We start from the raw sequence: 20,618 nt of genomic DNA, 5'->3' as shown, positions 1-20,618 counted from the left end.
AATCTACTTCCTGGACCTTACGGTGTTTCGCACCACCAGGTGTCCTTTCATCATCACGATCTGTGGTTTGGCGGTAGTATCGCCGATCTCGTTCACCAGCAGCTCAACGGTAGTATCTACCATTTCCTCGAGCGGCTGCTCCCAGGTTGTAAGCGAATAGGAAGGCCATTCGGACATGCGGATATTATCGAATCCGACTACAGACACATCTTCGGGGATCCTGAGGCCAATGGTCCTGATGGCGTCCATTACGCCAAGGGCAATTATATCATTGCCGCAAAATATACAATCAATGTTCTTGTTCCTGGTGATCAGCTCCTGGGCAGCCTTGAACCCGCTTTCAAAAGTATAGTTGCCGGGCTCTATCATAAAGTTCTTAATGCCCCTCTCCTTCAGCACTTCTTTAAAACCCTTCAGCCGGTCGATAGTGGTGGAAGTATCAGATGGGCCGGAAACAAAGGCGAATGACTGGTGGCCGGTCTCCACCAGGTAAGTGGCGATCTGCTTGGCAGCCAGGTAGTTGTCGCAGAACACGGCGCTGCTTTCCAGGTGCTCGGTATACCGGTTGAACAGCACCACCACTATGCCGTAGCGTTTGAACTTCTCGGAAGCGGAGGAGGATAATAAGGCATCGGTAATGATAACCCCTTCTATATTGTATTCGAGCAGTTGTGTGACCTCGCTTTCCTGTATTTCTTCGTTCTCTGAATTGATAAAGATAAGATGGTATCCCAGGGCTGATAAACGGTTATGGAAGATCTCCAGCACGGCGGAATAAAAGGGATTGCGGATGTTGCGCATAACGATGCCGATCATCATGGTCTTACGCGTGATAAGGCTCCTGGCATGCGCATTAGGCTTGTAGCCCAGCTTTTCCGCCGCAGCGAGTATCTTTTTCCTCTTTTTCTCCGACACATTGGTATTGCCTGCAAAGACCCTGGAAACAGTAGACTGTGAAACGCCTGCTACTTCCGCTACATCCTGAGAAGTGTAATTCTTTTTTTCCAAGGGTTTGCTTTTTTCTGAGAATCAGGTGGAATGAAAAAATGAATGCGTATTCATTTCTACAAATATAATTTCCCTTTTTGAAAAAAAAGAGAAAATTTTAAAAAAAGACCGGGATTTGTACTTTTTTCACATGTGGGGCGGGAAGATGTATGCTTCCTGCCTGCGCGCCCCTGAAGTGTTAAATAATGTTAATACCTTCCGACCCTGTTTTTCCGTCATTCGTGCGTGCTGTAATTCGCTCCCTTTATCCCTTTCAGCAGGTTGCCCGGCGAATAGCCATTAATTTTGCCAGGGCTTTATTTCCAATACCGTAAATGCTCATTATAAAAATAACGTCTAAAATTCGAGTCAAGTCAAAGTTTATTAAGATGAAAAAATTGTACGCATTATTCCTGGGGCTGATCGTAATGCAATCGTATGCGGCGGCGCAAGTTCCCCAGGGAGGCACACGACCGGCAGGAGCACCCGGCGGCCAGCGCCCCGGAGGCGGGCAGATGCCGCAGATCGGCCATATTTACGGCAAACTGGTAGACGCGCAGACCCGCCAACCCGTGGAGTACGCTTCCGTAGCGCTGCTCCGTCAGAAAGATTCCAGCGTGGTAACGGGCATGCTCAGCAAAGGCAACGGCGATTTCAGCCTGGAACAACTGCCGTTCGGCCCTTTCCTTCTCCGCATCAACTTCATGGGTTATAAGACCATCTTCAAAAAAGTAACAGTTACACCCCAGGCGATGGACCAGGACCTGGGCAACATCCGCCTGGAAGCCAATGCCAAAGCCCTTTCGGAAGTGGAAGTAACCGGCCAGCGCACGGCTTTCCAGATGAACATCGATAAAAAAGTGTTCAATGTGGACCGCAACCTGACCAGCGTGGGCGGCACCGCGGCAGACGTGCTGAAAAGCGTTCCCTCCGTGAACGTGGATATAGACGGCAACGTAAAAGTGCGCAACTCCTCTCCCAATATTTTCGTGGACGGCAAGCCCAGCACGCTCACTATCGACCAGATACCGGCAGATGCGATCGAAAGCGTGGAGCTGATCACCAACCCTTCCGCCAAATATGATGCAGAGGGCATGAGCGGCATCATCAACATCGTGCTGAAGAAAAATAAAAAAGCAGGTTTCAACGGGATGATACAGGCCGGCGTTGGCACGGGCGACAAATACAACGCGGGCGGCAACATCGCCGTGCGCCAGGGTAAATGGAACGTGAGCGCCAACTATAACTACAATGCCAACCGCAACTGGGGCAACGGTACAACAGACCGCACCAACTTTGCCACCGGCACAACGGACCAGAATTACATCAACCAGGAAAGCGACAGCCGCAGCGGGGGTAATTTCCAGTTCGGCCGCATCGGCGTGGATTATTTCATGGACAACCGCAATACCATTTCGCTGTCGCAGAACATCGTGAACGGTACCTTCAAGAACTATGAAGAGCTGGGAAGCCTTTACAGCGACGCCAAAATGGACGCGTTCCGCCGCAACACCCGGTATACCGACAGCAGGTTCAGCTTCCGCAACTACTCCACCACCCTGGGTTTCAAGCACCTGTTTGCCGAGCCCAACAAGGAGCTGACCGCCGACGTGTCTATGAACCTCAACAACAATGACCGCAGCGGCGCCTTCCGCATGCAACAGCAGTCGCTGGGGGGCCAGCCCACCGGCGATCCTTACATCCAGAGCAACCGCGGCGATGGTAAGACCAACTTCTACTCCTTCCAGGCCGATTATGTGGACCCTGTGGGCAAAACAGGGAAGTTCGAAACCGGTATCAAAGGCACCATCCGCAGCTTCAGCAGCAATTACGAAGTAGGCGAAGGGCTGAACGTGAATGTGCCGATAGACAGCCTGAGCAACGACTATAAGTACAAAGAAGAGATCTACGCGGCATACGTCAACTACTCCAACACCATCAAGAATTTCGGTTACCAGTTGGGCCTGCGCGCGGAACAATATATCTACTCCGGCGAGATCCCAAGCGAAGGCAAAACCTTCAAACCGACCAAAGCCGTACCAGGACTGTTTCCCAGCGTATACCTGAGCTACAAGCTGCAAAAAGAGCAGGAACTGCAGCTGAACTATTCGCGCCGGGTGAACCGCCCGAACTTCTTCCAGCTGGTGCCCTACCGCGATTTCAGCGACCCGCTGAACCACCGCGAAGGCAACCCGAACCTGCGGCCCGAGTTCACCAACAGCCTTGAGTTCTCTTACATGAAAACCTGGAAGAAACACAATTTCCTCGGTTCACTGTACTACCGCAACACCAACAACCTGATCAGCACGCTGAACACACCGGTATCTCCCGGCAGCGACACCCTGCTCACCACTTTCATCAACGCCAACAAAAGTTTCTCCTACGGTGCTGAGCTGACAGTGAAGAACCAGGTCATTACCGGCTGGGACATCACGACCAACGTGAACCTATACCAGCAGGAGCTGCAGGTGCGCAACGATAAGGAAAACTTCACCAACCGCGGTTTCAGCTGGCTGGCCAAGATCAATTCCGAAACCAAGCTGCCCTGGAACCTGACCTTCCAGGTAACCGCCAACTACCAGGCGCCCACCATTACCATTCCTACCGGCGGTGGTACCGGCGGCGGCCGTGGCGGCGGAGGCGGCGGTTTTATGATGATACCCACGTCCGCACAGGGCAGGATCAGGGGGCAGAGCTCAGTGGATGTTGCCCTGCGGAAAGATTTCCTGAAGAGCAAGGCCCTCACAGCCACCGTAAGCCTCAGCGACGTGTTCAACACCCGCGAGTACGGCCTGGAACAGGAGTCTGCCTTCTTCCTGCAGGACATGGTGCGCAAGCGCGAAAGCCGCATCCTGCGCCTGAACCTCAGCTACCGCTTCGGCAAGTTCGACTCACAGCTCTTCAAACGCAGGAACAACCGCTCCAGCTCAGAAGGCGTGCAGATGGAAGGCCAGGGCGGATTTTAATAGGGAAAAACCCTGTCATTGCGATGAAAGATCGTCATTGCGAGGAGCAGCGGAGCCAAAGCGGGTGGGGCAACGAAGCAATCTCCTTCATTGAACTGAGGTACCCCGATACCCGGAAGAGATTGCTTCGTCACACTTTCCGCAGCACAGAATCCCTTGCTGCTCCTCGCAATGACGGGCTTTTGAGCCATAAAACAAAACGGTCCCGGCGCTGAGCCGGGACCGTTTTGTTTGCGTGAATGTTTTGTTATCCTTTCTTGCCCGTGAGCATGGGAACAAAAGAAAAATCGTCGAAGATCTCCTGTTCGTAATCATCTTCGCCGGTCTTGGTGATACGCAGCATACGCTGAACGTCGCCGCCGCCCACCGGTATCACCATTTTTCCTCCCACTTTCAGCTGCTTCAGCAGCTTTTCAGGAATATGCGGCGCCGCAGCGGTCACCAGCACTTTGTCGAAAGGAGCATAGGTTGGCAGCCCCTCATACCCGTCTCCATAAAAGAACCGGATAGTGGGATACTTTGCCTTGAAAGGGAATGATTTCACCAGGTCGAACAGTTTTTTCTGCCGTTCGATGGTATAGACATTGGCTTTCAGTTCGCCGAGCACGCAGGCCTGGTAGGCGCTTCCTGTGCCGATCTCAAGGACCTTTTCAAATGGTTTTACTTCCAGCAACTGCGTTTGGTATGCCACCGTATAGGGCTGCGAAATGGTTTGCCCCTCCCCGATCGGGAAAGCCCTGTCTTCATAGGCGATCCCTTCAAAAGCCGTGTCCAGGAAATAATGCCGGGGGATGTTGTTGATGGCTGCCAGTACGTTTTCGTCCGTAATACCTTTCTGCCTGATGTTGTCTACCAATTGTTTGCGTAATCCTTTTTGCTTATAATTATCTTCGTACCGCCTCATGGGCGCAAAAATAACCATTACGGGCGATTTTTAAAGTCTAAAACGCAGGCAGGCGCCGGCGGGGGAAATACGGCTTGAAATTTGCCATGGCAGGGGTTACATTTCAAACCATTTTGACTGAAAACCTTTTTCTCATTATTTTACAGTCCATTTGATCATATCAAGGCCCTGTAAAAAGTAATTCAACACATGGACGCAAACATTCTCAGCAAAGCAGAGCAATGGCTCAACGGAGGCTATGACCCGGAAACCGTGGCATCAGTGCAAAAACTCCTCAAAGAAAACCCTGACGAGATCACGGACGCATTTTACCGTAACCTGGAATTCGGCACCGGCGGCCTTCGCGGTGTGATGGGCGTTGGCACCAACCGTATGAACAAGTACACGGTAGGCGTAGCCACGCAGGGTTTCGCCAATTACCTGAAGAAATCCTTCCAGGGCGAGATCAAAATTGCCATTGCGCACGACAGCCGGAACAATTCCCGCTTCTTTGCCGAAGTGACCGCCAATGTGATGGCTGCCAACGGCATCAAAGTATTCCTTTTCGAAGCCCTGCGCCCCACCCCCGAGCTTTCTTTCGCCATCCGCCACCTGCAATGCCAGGGCGGCATAGTGCTCACCGCCAGCCACAACCCCCGCGAATACAACGGCTACAAAGCCTATTGGAACGACGGCGCGCAGCTGGTGCCCCCGCACGACAAGAACGTGATCACCGAAGTGGAAAAGATCAGCAGCATCGGCGAAGTGAAATGGACCGGCTGGGAACAAAATATCACGCTCATCGGGAAAGATATGGACGAGGCTTACCTCACCATGCTGAAAGGCCTGAGCGTATACCCGGAAGTGGTGGCCAAACAGCACGACCTGAAGATCGTATACACGCCCATCCACGGTACGGGCATTACCCTGGTGCCTGAAATACTCAAACGTTTCGGTTTCACCAATGTACACATCGTGGAAGAACAGGCCACGCCCGACGGGAACTTCCCGACCGTGGTATATCCCAATCCCGAAGAATCCGAAGCCATGAGCATCGGCCTGAAAAAGGCCGCCGCGCTGGATGCAGACATCCTGCTGGGAACAGACCCCGACTCCGATCGTGTAGGCGTTGCCGTGAAAGACCATACCGGCAAATGGATATTGCTGAACGGCAACCAGACCGCCGTACTGCTTTTCAACTACATCGTGGAAGCGCGCAAACGTAAAGGTTTGGCCCAGCCCAACGATTACATCTGCAAAACGGTGGTAACGAGCGACCTGATAGACGTATTCGCCGCCAGCAACAATATCACCTGCTACAACACCCTCACCGGTTTCAAATGGATAGCCGACCTGATACGCCGCAAGGAAGCCACTGAAAAGTTCATCTGCGGCGGTGAGGAATCGTACGGTTACATGATCGGCGACAACGTGCGCGACAAAGACGCGATCGCCTCCGTGGCCATGATCTGCGAAATGGCGGCTTATGCCAAAAATGAAGGCAGGACGTTGTACGAGCAGCTGATCGATATTTACGTGCGGTATGGTTTCTACAAGGAATCCCTCATTTCCATCACCAAAAAAGGCATGAAAGGCGCCGAGGAAATTGCCGAGATGATGAGCAGCTACCGGCAGAACCCGCCCGCTTCCATCAACGGCTCCCCGGTGGTGAAGATATTCGACTACCAATTGTCTCACGTCACCACGCTGGCCACCGGCGAGCAAACGCCCATCGACCTCCCGAAATCCAACGTGCTGCAGTTCCTGACTGCCGATGGCAGCCGCATTTCCGCGCGCCCTTCCGGCACGGAGCCGAAGATCAAGTTCTATTTCAGTGTGCATGAACCGCTGGAAAGCCCGGCAGACCTGGAAAGAGTGGAACAGGCGCTGGACGCGAAAGTGACCGGTATTATTCACGACATGAAACTCGGATGATCCGATACATCAAGACCTTCTGTAAAAAGGCTGCCGGCAGTATTGGCTGTACCGGCAGCCTTTTTGCCGTTTGGATGTTGCCTGTACCTTTGAAAGCCCACACTGGTGCCTGCGCCATTGAATTGCATGCGGCAGCCCCACAGGACACACTGCCACAGGTACAGGACTCCGCCCGCTACATCGGCTTCTTCGACATCCCCGAACGGCCCGTGAAAGGCCGCATCTGGGCGCTTAGCGGCATGACTGCCGCCGCGTACACCAATTCGCTGCTGGTGCTCAACCAATTCTGGTACAGCGGTTATTCCCGGCGCAGCTTCCACACCTTCAACGATGCCGGCGAATGGCTGCAGATGGACAAGGCCGGGCATGTGTTCAGCGCCTATATGCTTTCCAAATACAGCCGCGAAATATGGCGCTGGAGCGGCCTTCCGCGCAAGCGGCAGATATGGGTCGGCGGTATGAGCGGGCTGGCTTATCAAAGCGTGGTAGAGTTGCTGGACGCGCATTCCGAGCACTGGGGCTGGTCCTGGGGCGACATGGCCGCCAATACCCTCGGCGTAGCCGTAATGATGAGTCAGGAGCTGGCCTGGAATGAACAGCGCTTCCAGCTCAAATTCTCCTCCTTCCCCATCCGCTACACAGACCCCGTGCTGAAAGCCCGCGCCATAGACCAGTTTGGGCATACATGGGCGGAAAGGACACTCAAAGATTATAACGCACAAACCTATTGGCTGAGCCTCAACCTCAAAAGCGTAATGCCCGAAAGCCGGCTGCCGCGCTGGCTCAACATCGCCGTGGGCTACAGTGCAGACAATATGTTCGACGATTACTCCAATCACTGGACAGACGCAGGAGGCGCCTACCGCGATTACACCTGGCTCAAACGCAAACGCCAGCTGGTCCTTTCGCCGGACGTAGACCTTACGAAGATCAGGACGAAACACAAGGGCGTGAAAGTGCTGTTCCAGGTGCTGAATATGATCAAAATACCTGCGCCCACGCTGGAACTGGACCTGAACGGGCGGCTAAAGATGCACGCAATTTATTTTTAAACCCTCATTGGGGGGGAACTCTTCATTGGGCAAGAAGTTCGTCTCCGTCATTGCGAGGAGCAACAGGGAATACTCGGCAACAGGAAGTGCGACGAAGCAATCTCCAAATACGGGAGCGCTCAAACCCAGCGTGGGAGATTGCTTCGTCGCCCCTCCCACTTTGGCGCCGCTGCTCCTCGCAATGACAGACTCCTCGTAATGACCGGGGCTTTGGTGGTCAACAGCGGGTAATTCTTTCTTTAATTGGTAAGGTAAGCGGAAGAGATCTTTTCGCCGGAAACGTCCACCATTACCATGTCTTGCAGGGTGGTGGCCAGGCTGTAGCCTACAAAGTCTACCGAAAGCGGGAATGATTTATGCCGGCGGTCTACCAGTACGGCTGTTTGTATCTTTTTGGGAAGGAATTGCAGGAAAGGTTTGAGCGCGTAGAGCATGGTGCGGCCGGAGTTGGCCACATCGTCTATCACGACAATCACTTTGCCGGTGAAATCCAGCTGGTGCGAGAGTTCCACCCCGGCCGGCTTTTGTTTGTCCAGCTTTATTTCCATGACCTCTACTTTAAAGGGCGCTATGCGCTGCAGGTGCGCGGCGATCTTCTGGGTGAGGATGGATCCGCGGTCCCAGATGCCCGCCAGTATGATGGATGGCTCGTCATAATTATGTTCGTATATTTCATACGCAATCCGTTCGATCTTCTTTTCAATCGCCTCCTGCGTCAGGATAACGTTCTTATTTTCCATATCGCAATTTTGTACAGCCGTAAAAATACATAAATTGCAACTAACAACCGGTCAAATCAAGGATATGCAAATTGTTTCTCAACTACTTTTCCTGGTAGCGCTTGTAGCTGCCGTTTACTACTTCTCCCGCAGGGCAATGGGTATACGGCGGAACATCCTGCTGGGAAGGGACATCGCGCTGAACGACCAGCCGGCCCTGCGCTGGAAGAACCTGCTGCTGCTTGCTTTCGGCCAGAAAAAGATGTTCCGCAACCCGCTGGTGGCCGTGCTGCACTTCTTCGTGTATGCGGGGTTCATTATCATCAACCTGGAGATCCTGGAGATCATTATAGACGGCCTGGCGGGCACCCATCGTATATTCGCGCCCGTATTGGGGCCGCTGTACGGCGTGCTGATCGGCTGTTTCGAGATACTCGCGGTGCTGGTGGCTGTTTCCTGCGCCATCTTCCTGGTGCGCCGCAACATCCTTAAACTCAAACGTTTTATCAGCAAAGACCTTGACGGCTGGCCCCGGTCGGACGCTAATTATATCCTGATCACGGAGATCGTGCTGATGCTGCTGTTCCTCACCATGAACACGGCAGACGGCATCCTGCAAAGCCGCGGCGCGCCGCATTACCCGGCTACCGATCCGTTCTGGATCACGCAGCACTTTGCCAGCCTGTTCAACGGCCTGTCAGACTCCGCGCTCATTGCCGTTGAAAGAACGGCATGGTGGCTGCACATCCTGGGTGTGCTGGCCTTCCTGAACTACCTGCCCTGGTCCAAGCACCTGCACATCATCCTCGCTTTCCCGAACGCTTATTATGCCCGTTTGAAGCCAAAAGGCAAAATGGACAATATGCCCGAGATACAGCAGGAAGTGCTCTACGCCATGCAGCCTGAACTGGCCGCCAATGCGGCTCCCAGCGATACGCCGCCCAAATTCGGCGCGAAGGATGTGCACGACCTCACCTGGAAGAACCTGCTGGACGCCTTTGCCTGCACCGAATGCGGCCGCTGCTCCGCCGCCTGCCCCGCCACGCAAACCGGTAAGGCCCTCTCCCCCCGCCTCATTATGATGAAAACCCGCGACCGCGCTGAAGAAGCAGGCCGGGCAAACGGGGAAGCCGGCAGCAAAACGCTTTTACGCGATTACATCACCGAAGAAGAGCTGCGCGCCTGCACCAGCTGCAACGCCTGCGTGGAAGAATGTCCCGTGAGCATCAACCCGCTGGACATCATCCTGCAAATGAGGCGGCACCTGGTCATGGAAGAAAGCAGCGCCCCGCAGGAATGGAACATGATGTTTTCCAACATAGAAAATAATATGGCGCCCTGGAAATTCAGCCCGGACGACCGTGATGCCTGGATCAACAGTTAAAACAAGAACGTATGCAAGTGAAAACAATGGCCGAATATTTTGCCAATGGAGAAACGCCCGAAGTGCTCTTCTGGGTGGGATGCGCAGGCAGCTTTGACCAGCGCGCGCAGAAGATCACCCGGGCATTTGCGGAGATACTGAACAAAACCGGGATACAGTTTGCCGTGCTGGGCAAGGAAGAAGCCTGCACCGGCGACCCCGCGCGCAGGGCGGGCAACGAATTCCTGTTCCAGATGATGGCATATAACAATATCCAGGTATTGAATAATTACGGCGTGAAGAAGATCGTGACGGCCTGCCCGCACTGCTTCAACACCATCAAAAATGAATACCCCGAACTGGGCGGGAGTTACGAAGTGATCCATCACACCACCTTCCTGCAACAACTCATCAACGAGGGCCGCATCAAAATAAAAGAAGGCGGTTCCTTCAAAGGCAAAAAGATCACTTACCACGACAGCTGCTACCTTGGCCGGGCGAACAACATCTACGAAGCGCCGCGCGCCGTGCTGGAAACACTGGATGCGGACCTGGTGGAAATGAAACGCTGCAAAAGCAAGGGCCTCTGCTGCGGCGCAGGCGGCGCGCAGATGTTCAAAGAAGAAGAAAAAGGCACTACCCGCGTGAACTTCGAAAGAGGCCGCGAAGCCGTAGCCACCGGCGCTTCCGTGATAGCCGCCAACTGCCCTTTCTGCATGACGATGCTCACCGACGGCGTGAAAGAATCGGGGAAGGAGGAGACGGTGAAGGTGCTGGATATCGCGGAGATCATTGCGGGGGAGATGGAGTAACAGCCACCGCTATTTCCTGTCCAGGTCCGTTATCAATAAGGGATTGTTTTGCTGCAAGCCGGCTATCATTTCTTTTACGGCTTCCGTGGTCGGGTTTTGCAGGAGCTGTGCCAATTCCGCGCTGGTAACGCCCACCAGCTGGAGAAAGCTGACTTCGCCGTGAGGCGTTTCTATTTTTCCCAATTCAGGGTCAAGGGCAATTACAAAGCCTGTGATGTCCGTTTCCGTATTAAGTCTTATAGGACCGTTGGCCGGGATGAACTGGTTCTCTTCAAACCATCTTCCGCTTGAAAACACATACCGGGCCAGGTTATTCATGACATGTATCGCCCATGTAGGGTCGCCTTCATCATCTTTAAAAGGCGCCAGCCTGATGGTAAATTCAAAACCCCATTTGCTGAACGTGCCGCCGGCCTTCTCTTCGTTGTAATAAAGTTCGCTCATGCCGTAGCTGATGATATGCCGGTGAAATACCTGCTTGCTGCTATCGTAAATACTGGCCCCATCGATTGGATCCGTTCCTCCTATGGCATAATGAATCCCGCACAGCGGCGGATAGTGGCGGGGTTCGGTATTTCCGTACACTTTATCCAGCTGATCGTCAATAGCCTTCCAGCCGGGGGTGTCCTCTTCGGTGAATTGTTTTTTATATTCTGCTGTTGTCATAATATTGATCGTTTTATATATTTCAAATGAGCGCTGCCCCTTTTTCAGATCGGCTTTTTTTGCACGCTGCATTCATCAGCTGCTTTCCAATGTTACAAACACATTGCTGAAATCCCTTTTTTCCAGGTCGCTTTTGTGAATGACAAAAAACAGGTCGCCTGCATCACCCCATTGAAAATCGCCGGCGGAGGTGACTTTCAGCAAAATGATCCAATCTTCAGGATTGCCCTTCAGCTTCAGTGAAGCCTGCAGTTCCGGCGATTCATGCTGCGTAAAGCCATATGCGTTCATGGCATAAACGTAAGGCCCGCTGTTGGCACCCTTATCATGCAGATCGCCCAGTGTATCGTCCAGGAGTTCCTCTTTATCCTGCAGAACTTTGGCAGCGCCTTTAAAAAGATAGCCGTTCCGGTGGCTGGCATAAAAAGACGGAAAAGACATTTCTTTGACTGCATCGACTTTGTACGCGGCATATGCCGGCTCAAACATTTCAAAATAATCTTCAGGGGAGAAATTGAACCGGGTCCCGGAAGAAAGCCCGGAGGCATCTTCTGTATAAATGACTTTACAGGGGTTGCCTTTCACGCTGCCATACAGGTTATGAATGGTTTCGAAGAAGAAGTATAACATGCCTTTGCGCGGCAAATATTCCTGCATACCGGCAATTGCCTCACAGTTGATCTGGCCAATGAATTCGTACAGGCATTCCTTCTCCGCATCTTCCCTTTTCTCTATAAACTTTGGATAGTCCATTTCCGCAGGCAGGTCCGGCATGCCGCCAAAGCGGTGATTGCCAATGGTTGTATAATCTTCATCTCCCGCATGCGTGAACGCGACGCTCTTTTTCACGAGCGACCTTATCGCTTCTCCGTATTCCGTCACTTTATATTCCCTGATAATACCCTCTATCCGCGTGTCGAAATCCGGATCGCCTGCTGCGCAAAATACCTGGTCGTTCCACGGAAGGATGCCCTTTCCATCTGCGCCTTTATAGGTAAAATCCATTAAGCGCATTTTATCTTCAATGGAAAGCTCCACATCTGCAATATGATTAATGGATGCCGGTAATGATTCCAGGGGATTATCCTTTATATCGACCCGTTTCAGCTTCGGTTGCTGCAATAACGTTTCCGGGAGCGTTTTCAGTTGGTTGCCGGAGAGGCTTATTGTTTTTATTTCCGGGAGATGGACTTGTTGCGGCAACGCTTCAAGCTGATGGCGGGAGAGAACCAGATGTTCCAGTTTTGGCAGCTGCAACAGGCTTCCGGGTATGGTTCTCAGCTGCCCGTTGTTGAAATAGAACCGGGTCAGGTTTTTAAGCTCCCCTATGCTTTCGGGTAAAGATTCAACATGCAGCCCGTTTACAGCAACCTGTTCCAGCATTTGCAAGCCGCCGATCTTTCCTGGCAGAGATCTTAACGGCAGTTTTTCCAGGGGCCATTTGCAGGTGATCCCCAACTCTTTAAGCTGGCTGAAGGAGAACAGCCGTTCGGGCATCTCTTCAAACTCAGGGTTGGCCATATCCAGGTAGCGGACCGTTTCTACAGGCGCCGGCAATGTTTCCCCGTAAGAGGTAAACTTATAGTTACGCCAATCCAGCGTACCCGCGTCGAATTTCTTGTATATTCTAACCGGGAAACACGGGAAATCATCATAAGAGCGCTTTAGATACCCGTTATAGGCCACCCAGTTGTCTTTGAAGGTAATGGTGCCGAAGAAATCGAGACCATATTCAAAACCTTCCTTGCGCACGTAAGCATAGGTAGCTTCGCATTTGTCTCCTTTAATCTCAAAACTGCCTTCCGGTATCCCGTTCCCGTATACGCCAATGCCGGGGAAATCGATATGCACCGTTGCTTCATCCCCTTCTGTATATTCATCCAGCAATTTGGCTGCTATAGCCTTTTTCACATCGTTCGTCCTGGCTACAATGTGGGTATTAAGCTCTTTGCTAAAGCCCGGTATTTCCCATTTTGATTGTTCTTCGATAATATCAAATGAAAAACCGCCAATATCGAATATCTCTTTGCCATCTGCGGGTATTTCAAAGGAAAGTATCTCAGGCGTCGCCCCGGCTCCCTCCGCCGCAGCATCTTCGCTGATTTCCAGCCGCTCCTCTATAGCCTTCAATGTAGCAGCCACCACATCGTCCTGCTCCTGCAGGCTTTGCTTTAAAGCCTCCGCATCACGTTCCCACGTTATCGATTGCCAGACCTCATCAAATAAAGGCTCCAATCCTGCGCGCACATTTTCTTCGGCCTCGCCGATAAATTCAAGACAATATTCATCATTGATCAAAACACAACCAACGAAATAGAACAGATGATAATGCTGCTCATTAAAGACCACATCCGTTTTTCCATGAACGACATAACAAGGGCGGCCATTGAAAAGCGTTTCTGTCGTGTTAACCACAACGGCCTTGAAGCGCCTTTGCGGCAAGGCATTAAAAAAACGCTCCTTGAAATCTCCGCCGCCAAACGTTTCGTAGGCGCTTTGCAAACTAACGCTGACGGTAATACGGGGTGGCTGCATGGAGTCCTCAGCCGCCTCAGCCACCGCCACTACTGTAGCGGGAAGCTGCCTTACCACGCTGAACCCTTGGGGTAATACAGCAGTAAATACACCTGTTCCTATCTTATTTTCGTTTACTGACATGGGCTAAAAACTATAAAGTGTTAATATAAACCGGGGCATCTTTCCAGGCACTGCAAGTAAAAATGACATTACGGGCACTCTTACACCAACAATAATGCCCAACTTACCCTGCTTCCATCTATTCTGACACAAAGATAGATACATACGATACTGGCAAAAACACCATTTTCAATGAAAATGAATACCCTGTTTTCAGGGGGGTACTGATCGAGTCTTGATTTGGATGGCATTTTCGATGAGGGTAAACTAAATACGCTGCACTTTCGGCGCAGCGTATTTAGTTTAAAGCAGATCAGCCATTACGAGATTATGTTTCTTCATCCCTGATCTTGCGGATCTTTTCTAATTCGATAACATCAATCCGGTCTTTCGGGCGATTGACTACTTTTTTATTTTCAATGAGGTGATTAATATGCAGGAAAGGAATGGCAACATCTTCCAGGTTAGCAACTGAAGCCATTTTCAAACATTCATCAAAGGATAATTGCTCCAGCCCTTTCATGTTACCAAGAATATCCAATTCGATTCCGTTACAGATAGTAATGTTTGAGAACCCAGGCACAAATTGCATCGTTTCTAAAGATTCGAGATCACCATACCCTAATTGTATAAAAGCTGCTCTTAATCTTTTTCTATTTCCCAGCGTATCTTCTAACCATATATCCAGGTCATCCGTATTTCGATTATATCCATGGAAACGGGTTGCAAAACCACCAACCATAATATACCTCACCTTATTCTCATTTAAGGTTCGCCAAAACCTGATTAGCTCTTCATCTAAAAGATCCATTCCTTTTATTTATGAGTGACTTTCGCCTTTTTAAATAAAGCATTTACCCGCAACATTTGAGTAAAAAGATGCAACTTTTCAATATCCGGACGATATATATCGCGCAGGAGCCGCTCGCGGTCATTGGTAACAGATATTTTAGATTGAGGTGTCAGTTCCTTGGAAATTGGCTTCTTCTTTGACATTATCATTCTATTATATAAAAAAATCAGTAATGCAATTTACCAAATTTTATGCAAACCGATGCTGTCTATAGGTAAAGCGTATCATCCTGTGCCCCGGCCTGCCATTTCCCGGATGGAAATTTTTGTCTAATTTTAAGCCGGTCCAAAATAACGTACCTTCCCATTGGCATACAGCGGAGGATATATTGATGAAACAATTTACGATCGCGTAGCAGCGGGAGAAGAACAGGCCTTCCGGGAGCTTTTTGATCTGTATGTCCCCCGCCTCCAGGCCGTCGTTTATCGCATTACCCGGTCTGAAGCCATTGCCGACGACCTGGTGCAGGAAACCTTCCTGAAGGTCTGGGTAACGCGGGACCAACTGGCAGATGTGGACAATCCCGGGGCCTGGATCACCAGGATCGCCGTCCGGCTGGCGCTTAATTATGTCCGCAGGCAGACCGTTCATGGCAGGGTTATTCAAAATATTGAATACCGGCACCTGCAGGATGATATCGTCAATCACACCGCGCAAACCGTAGAGTTCCGGCAATTGATTCACCTCGTGGAGGAAGCGGTAGCGCAGCTGCCGGCCAGGCAGCAGCAGGCGTACCGGCTAAGCCGTGAGCAGGGTCTTTCCATTTCAGAGATCGCCGCGCAAATGGGCCTCGCCGTAAGCACTATCAAGAACCTGCTTGTAATGGCCATGAAAGATATCCGGCATTACCTTGAGAAGGCAGGATATCCCACCGCATTGATCGTCTCCTATATTTTGCTGGTCTAAACATCCCTCCCAAAAAAATAGCCCTTTTTTTCGGTACTACCTCTTATTTCGGGTGTCATTTATGTATAGGGGCATATCGCCTGTCAGTTAAACATTACATGCAGTGGAGCAATCAACCCGTTTACATTTTTTATTGGAAAAGCTGGTGGAGGGAAACGCCGGTGAGGAAGAGCTGGCAGAACTGTCGGACCTGGCCGGCCAGGATGCATCCGGGATAACGCCGGAAGTGCTGGAAGGATTGGCCGGGCCCGACCTGGCTTACTTCTCGGCAAAGTATGACCGTGAAAAATGGATGTCGGTAGCCGGCAAAATACTGGCGTCGGATAAATTATCAACCCGGGAACAGCCGCTTGTTCCACGGACCCGGATACTTCGCCGCCTGCGTTGGGCTGCGGCAGCGGCCATGCTGGCTGCGGTTGCGCTGGGCGGCTATTGGTGGCTGCAGCCTTCGGGCAACCAGCCAATTGCAGGGAACCGGGAAATTTTACCCGGTAGCAATAAAGCGCTTCTCACATTGGGCGACGGATCGGTGATACCGCTGGACAGTACTGGCAACCAGGTGATCAGGCAGGGCAAAACAGCGATCTACCGGCAAAATGGCCGGCTGCAATATGATGCGGCTGCCGCCGGGCAGGAGCATGTTTATAATACACTCGCAACGCCCCGTGGCGGCCAATACCAGGTGATGCTTCCGGATGGCAGCAAGGTCTGGCTGAATGCGGCATCCACGCTCAGGTATCCCACTTCCTTTAGCGATACAGCCCGCCTGGTGGAACTTACAGGGGAAGGTTATTTCGAGATACAGGCGCTGGCACGGGCTTCCAAAACCCGCATTCCTTTCAGGGTAAAAGTGGGCGATATGGTGGTGGAAGTGCTGGGCACGCATTTTAATATCATGGCCTACAGCGATGAGCAGGCAGCCAGGACCACCCTGCTGGAAGGATCCGTACGTGTATCGCAGCATAATGCCGGCCAAACGCTTCGCCCCGGCGAACAAGCCATTGTGACCTCTTCCCAAAACATCCACGTAATAAAAGAAGTGGATGTATCCGAAGTGACCGCATGGAAGAACGGCATATTCCAGTTCAACCGCACAGGGCTACGTGCGGCAATGCGGCAGCTGGCGCGCTGGTACGATGTGGAGGTGGTGTATGAAAGCAATGTACCCGATGTAGAATTCTACGGTAAGATGCAGCGGGAACTGAACCTGCAGGAAGCTTTGAGGATACTGGAAAAGAGCGGCGTTCATTTCCGTGTGGAAGGGAGAAAGATCATTGTAACATCCAACTGACGGCCATATAAAATCACATTATACAATCACTCAAATCATTAGACATGTAAAACAACTATGCCTGAACCCATATGAAAACCGGTAATGGTGGAACATTACCGGTTGGATGGGTATTCAAAGAATCATGTGAAATAATATCTTATCACCCAACTCGAAGTTATGTATTTCTGCACTTTTTGCCAAAGTGAAGCTGGCAAACTATTCCTATCAACCAAATGGATCAGGATCATGAAACTTTCCGCCATTTTATTATTTATTTGCGCATTACATGCCAGCGCAACGGGGTTCGCACAAAAGGTCACTTTTTCAGGGAAGAATGTCCCCATTGAAAAGATCTTCCCGGTTATTGAAGCGCAGACCGGGTACCTGGTATTCTGCAATTATGAATTACTCAGCCAATCCAGGCCGGTTACGCTGTCGGCAAAGGAAATGCCGATGAAGGAATTTCTTACTGTTATGCTTAAAGGCCAACCGCTGGAATATGCGATCGAACGGAAAACTATTGTTATAAGCCGTAAACCAGCCACCGCGTTTGAACCGGTGGCCCCCTCTCCTTCTGCCGAAGACACCACTGTTACTGTGACCGGGAAAGTTACCGCACCGGATGGCACACCTATTCCCGGTGCAACTATTTTAATAAAAAATACAAACTATGGTGCAGTAACGGATGGTGAAGGAAGATTTACGTTTTGGAAGACCCGCAAAAACGACGTGTTAATTGCCCGGTCAATAGGTTATCAATCCAGGGAGATTGTAGTGCGCAACAAAGACCTGACGATCGTTTTGAATATTGAGGACAACAACCTGGATGCAGTGACCGTGAGCACCGGCTACTGGACAACGGAGAAAAGAAAAAGCGTGGGCAATATTTCCAGGGTCAATGCCAGGGAAATAGAGAACCAGCCGGTTACAAGCCCTTTGCTGGCATTACAGGGCCGGGTGGCGGGTGTGGAAATAACGCCGTCTACCGGCGTTGCAGGCTCCGCGCCACGAATTTTCATACGGGGGGAAAATAGTTTGAGAACGCTGGGAAAATCTGTAATAGTAGGAACTTTCCCGCTTTATATTATCGACGGGGTGCCGGTGGAACCGGCTCCACTGGCCACCAGCTCCTCTTCACTGGCAGGCGGCGACTATGCCGAAAATAACAGGGGATTTGATCCGCTCAGCACAATAGACCCCAACAGCATTGAAAGCATTCAAATTCTAAAAGATGCGGATGCAACGGCCATTTACGGCTCCCGCGGCGCAAATGGCGTGATCCTTGTCACCACTAAGAACCGCAGGCCGGGTGAACGCTCCAGTTTAGATATCAACTTTTACAGGGGTGCGGGCGCTTTGGTCAGGAAAATGCCATTGCTGAACCGCCGGCAATACCTGGACATGCGGTATGAAGCCTATAAAAATGACAACCGGGACTTTGCAACTGACTATAACGGGGGCGCCCTGGATCTGCTTACCGTGGATACAACGAGAACAACCGACTGGCAGGAGACATTGATGGGTGGCACCTCTCAAATAACCGACGCACAGGTAAATTTTTCAGCGGGCAGCGAACGTACCGGTTTCAATATCGGCGGTGGCTACCACCGGGAAACCACCATCTTCCCCGGTGATTTTAGCTATTCAAAGTTTTCCGCGCGGTTGGGCGCAATGCACCGGTCTGCAGACAACAAATTCTCTGTAAACTTCACTGCCAGCCTGGGAATCGATGATAATAAGCTATTTTCCAGCCCCCAATATAAAGGAATTGTACTGTCAACTGCTCCTACAGGGCCTGCCCTCTACCTTGAAGATGGATCCTTAAACTGGTGGCGGCGGCCTGCGGGCTTCCCGCTCCAGGGAAGAAGCGCCTGGAGAAACCCGCTCGCTGATCTGAATACTTCGCAGAATGTGAATGTCAACAATATCGTTTCCAGCCTGTCGCTGAATTATGAACTGGGGCATGGCATCTCATTGCTTGCCAGGCTGGGTTATACAAAACTGGATGGAAACGATGTGACAAAAATGCCTATCAGTGCCCAGGACCCCTATGGATTCAATACTCCTTTAGGCACAAGGAATCTTGTAGAAAACGAAAGAAGCTCCTGGATCGTCGAGCCGCAAATAGTTTATAAAAAACAACTGAAAGACCATCACTTCAATGCCGTATTGGGCGCTACTTTCCAGGAATCCAAGACAGCCACAACACGTGTAACGGGTTCCGGTTATACCAGCGATGCCCTGTTGAACACACTGGATGCGGCTCCCAAGATCACCAGCTCCAGCAACGATTTCCAGTACCGCTACAGTGCATTGTTTGCCAGGCTTGGTTATGACTACGCCGGGAAATATATCGTCAATCTTACTGCCCGGAGAGACGGATCCTCCAAGTTCGGGCCTGCTAACCGTTTCGGCAATTTCGGGGCGGTGGGCGCGGGATGGATATTTACAAATGAAAAGCTCCTCGCCGGTTCCAACCTGCTCAGCTTCGGCAAACTAAGAACCAGCTATGGCGTAACCGGCAATGACCAGATCGGTTACTCCGAATATGTAAAACGGTACGGCATCACACAGGATGTGTATCACGGGAGGGTCAGCTTTCAGCCACTGGCGCTTTTAAACCCGGATTATAAATGGGAAGTGACCCGCAAACTTGAATTTGCGCTGGAACTGGGATTATTGAATGACAGGCTCTCAGTAGAAGCCGCATGGTACCGGAACAGGTCGAAAAACCAGCTGGTGGACTACCCGCTTCCCGCTACCACCGGGTTTCTGATTGTCACGGATAATTTTGATGCGATCATTCAAAATACAGGTTGGGAATTTGTTGTGCATGCCAAAAATATACAACGGAAAAACTTCAGCTGGTCCACCAGCTTCAACCTGACACTGCCGCGCAATAAGCTGTTTGCGTTCGATGATATTGCGAATTCTTCCTACAATACCTTGTATAAGGTCGGGGAGCCGCTGTCTATTAAAAGAACTTACGTTTCATTAGGCGTCAATCCTGCTACAGGTCTGTATGATTTCAAAGATCTTAACGGAGATGGCGCCATTACAACCGACGACCTGGACTTCACCAAAGCGATTGCGATCAATTACCAGGGAGGGCTCAATAATACTATTTCCTTCCGGAGCTTTGAACTTTCCTTCCTCTTCCAGTTTTCCAATAGCATGGGGAATAGCCGGATACCCGGAACGCCGGGAATGGGCAACCTTACACCAGATCAATACCTGGACCGCTGGCAAAAACCGGGTGACCTCGTCCCTGTTCAAAGGCTCGCCACTTCTTCAAACCTCGATGCCTCTTCAGCAAACTCCCGTCATGGCGTAAGTGATGCTGCAATTGGCAAAATAATCTTTGCCCGGTTGAAGACACTGACTTTCTCCTATACAGTTCCCGTGAATGTGATCAAGCAGATCCGGCTGGAGAGTGCAAAGTTTTTCCTCCAGGGGCAAAATCTTTTTACTGCCACCAATTATACAGGCTGGGATCCCGAAACATTAATGAATATTCCCCCATTACGGATATTATCATTCGGAATACAGGTTAAGATATAAACACC

General features: G+C 51.1%; 15 protein-coding genes. 8 read left to right on the top strand and 7 right to left on the bottom strand.

What is annotated here, in order from left to right:
* Nucleotides 1–3: 3 nt before the first annotated feature.
* The gene (locus R3I13_RS19215; RefSeq protein ID WP_346319585.1) at nucleotides 4–1,008 is read right to left on the bottom strand and encodes a LacI family DNA-binding transcriptional regulator; all 1,005 of its coding nucleotides are present in this window, start codon (nucleotides 1,006–1,008) and stop codon (nucleotides 4–6) included.
* A gap of 368 nt (nucleotides 1,009–1,376) precedes the next feature.
* Between R3I13_RS19215 and R3I13_RS19210 the strand changes: the two genes are divergently transcribed.
* Complete coding sequence (locus R3I13_RS19210) at nucleotides 1,377–3,953, top strand: TonB-dependent receptor (RefSeq protein ID WP_346319584.1); 2,577 nt, start codon at nucleotides 1,377–1,379, stop codon at nucleotides 3,951–3,953.
* A gap of 247 nt (nucleotides 3,954–4,200) precedes the next feature.
* On the opposite strand, the gene R3I13_RS19205 is transcribed toward R3I13_RS19210, so the two are convergent.
* Entirely contained in the window at nucleotides 4,201–4,857 is a 657-nt protein-coding gene (locus R3I13_RS19205) for a protein-L-isoaspartate(D-aspartate) O-methyltransferase (protein WP_346319583.1), read from the bottom strand.
* 189 nt (nucleotides 4,858–5,046) lie between these two features.
* Here R3I13_RS19205 and R3I13_RS19200 point away from each other — a divergent pair, with 189 nt between their 5' ends.
* Together R3I13_RS19200 and R3I13_RS19195 are read left to right on the top strand one after the other, a co-directional pair.
* Nucleotides 5,047–6,771 (top strand): phospho-sugar mutase, encoded by a 1,725-nt coding sequence (locus R3I13_RS19200; RefSeq protein WP_346319582.1) that lies wholly within the window; start codon nucleotides 5,047–5,049, stop codon nucleotides 6,769–6,771.
* Nucleotides 6,768–7,823: a DUF2279 domain-containing protein gene (locus R3I13_RS19195; protein WP_346319581.1), complete on the top strand. Its 1,056-nt coding sequence runs from the start codon at nucleotides 6,768–6,770 to the stop codon at nucleotides 7,821–7,823. The genes R3I13_RS19200 and R3I13_RS19195 overlap by 4 nt, the downstream gene beginning before the upstream one ends.
* A 239-nt stretch (nucleotides 7,824–8,062) precedes the next feature.
* Here the strand turns inward: R3I13_RS19195 and R3I13_RS19190 are convergent, their stop codons facing one another.
* Nucleotides 8,063–8,563: a phosphoribosyltransferase family protein gene (locus R3I13_RS19190; RefSeq protein WP_346319580.1), complete on the bottom strand. Its 501-nt coding sequence runs from the start codon at nucleotides 8,561–8,563 to the stop codon at nucleotides 8,063–8,065.
* Nucleotides 8,564–8,627: 64 nt separating this feature from the next.
* Between R3I13_RS19190 and R3I13_RS19185 the strand changes: the two genes are divergently transcribed.
* Nucleotides 8,628–9,926, top strand: coding sequence for a (Fe-S)-binding protein (locus tag R3I13_RS19185; protein ID WP_346319579.1), 1,299 nt, complete (start codon nucleotides 8,628–8,630; stop codon nucleotides 9,924–9,926).
* Between the two features lie 11 nt (nucleotides 9,927–9,937).
* Nucleotides 9,938–10,717, top strand: coding sequence for a (Fe-S)-binding protein (locus R3I13_RS19180; protein ID WP_346319578.1), 780 nt, complete (start codon nucleotides 9,938–9,940; stop codon nucleotides 10,715–10,717).
* Between the two features lie 9 nt (nucleotides 10,718–10,726).
* Here the strand turns inward: R3I13_RS19180 and R3I13_RS19175 are convergent, their stop codons facing one another.
* The 4 genes from R3I13_RS19175 to R3I13_RS19160 all read right to left on the bottom strand — a co-directional run bounded on the left by R3I13_RS19175 (nucleotide 10,727) and on the right by R3I13_RS19160 (nucleotide 15,016).
* Complete coding sequence (locus R3I13_RS19175) at nucleotides 10,727–11,383, bottom strand: suppressor of fused domain protein (RefSeq protein WP_346319577.1); 657 nt, start codon at nucleotides 11,381–11,383, stop codon at nucleotides 10,727–10,729.
* Between the two features lie 75 nt (nucleotides 11,384–11,458).
* Nucleotides 11,459–14,041 (bottom strand): DUF1963 domain-containing protein, encoded by a 2,583-nt coding sequence (locus R3I13_RS19170; protein WP_346319576.1) that lies wholly within the window; start codon nucleotides 14,039–14,041, stop codon nucleotides 11,459–11,461.
* Nucleotides 14,042–14,348: 307 nt separating this feature from the next.
* Entirely contained in the window at nucleotides 14,349–14,831 is a 483-nt protein-coding gene (locus R3I13_RS19165; protein ID WP_346319575.1) for a hypothetical protein, read from the bottom strand.
* A 5-nt stretch (nucleotides 14,832–14,836) separates the two neighbouring features.
* Nucleotides 14,837–15,016: a hypothetical protein gene (locus R3I13_RS19160; RefSeq protein ID WP_346319574.1), complete on the bottom strand. Its 180-nt coding sequence runs from the start codon at nucleotides 15,014–15,016 to the stop codon at nucleotides 14,837–14,839.
* A gap of 163 nt (nucleotides 15,017–15,179) precedes the next feature.
* Between R3I13_RS19160 and R3I13_RS19155 the strand changes: the two genes are divergently transcribed.
* From R3I13_RS19155 to R3I13_RS19145, 3 genes are all read left to right on the top strand, one after another.
* On the top strand, nucleotides 15,180–15,779 hold the full coding sequence (locus R3I13_RS19155; RefSeq protein WP_346319573.1) for a sigma-70 family RNA polymerase sigma factor: 600 nt from the start codon (nucleotides 15,180–15,182) through the stop codon (nucleotides 15,777–15,779).
* A 103-nt stretch (nucleotides 15,780–15,882) separates the two neighbouring features.
* Nucleotides 15,883–17,070 carry a FecR family protein gene (locus R3I13_RS19150; protein ID WP_346319572.1) on the top strand — a complete coding sequence of 396 codons (1,188 nt, stop codon included), beginning with the start codon at nucleotides 15,883–15,885 and terminating at the stop codon, nucleotides 17,068–17,070.
* 228 nt (nucleotides 17,071–17,298) lie between these two features.
* Nucleotides 17,299–20,613, top strand: coding sequence for a SusC/RagA family TonB-linked outer membrane protein (locus R3I13_RS19145; RefSeq protein ID WP_346319571.1), 3,315 nt, complete (start codon nucleotides 17,299–17,301; stop codon nucleotides 20,611–20,613).
* Nucleotides 20,614–20,618 lie beyond the last annotated feature (5 nt).

Source organism: Chitinophaga sp. YIM B06452, assembly GCF_039655965.1.
GTDB lineage: Bacteria > Bacteroidota > Bacteroidia > Chitinophagales > Chitinophagaceae > Chitinophaga.
This window is presented reverse-complemented; position numbering and strand designations above follow the sequence as displayed.